Source organism: Bacillus sp. SIMBA_031, assembly GCF_046535225.1.
Classification (GTDB): Bacteria; Bacillota; Bacilli; order Bacillales; family Bacillaceae; genus Bacillus; species Bacillus velezensis.
On record NZ_JAWRXC010000093.1, the window covers coordinates 1 to 328 of the forward strand.

The 328-nt window shown below is 61.9% G+C and carries 1 protein-coding gene; it reads right to left on the reverse strand.

Going from position 1 to position 328, the window contains the following annotated elements; translation table 11 throughout:
* On the reverse strand, positions 1 to 328 hold a 328-nt coding region (locus tag SB724_RS19655), incomplete at both ends, for a TipAS antibiotic-recognition domain-containing protein (protein WP_410572461.1).

The window sequence follows — 328 nt, forward strand, 5'->3', positions numbered from 1 at the left end:
TTTCACCGAGTCCGGTGACGTACCCCTTTACATCACCGACGGGAGCCGCCGTCGGCGTGCCTGGAAACCCCGTAAGCCACTCGACGTGCCTGCGCGCAAGGTCCTGGGCCACTTGGCTGTCAGGAGCAGTGCCGGACTTCGATGCGGAGATCCAATCCGCACCCAGCGCACGGACGCGCTCCTGCCACTGCTGCTTGTCCTCGGGACTCATGTTCCGCCACCATGTGTCGCTGGCGGCATAAGCGTCCTTGCCCCAGCGCTGCTCCACCTCGTCCTTATATTGCGTGTGGTCAAAGCCGTCAAACATGTCCTTTGCCATGTACTTTCC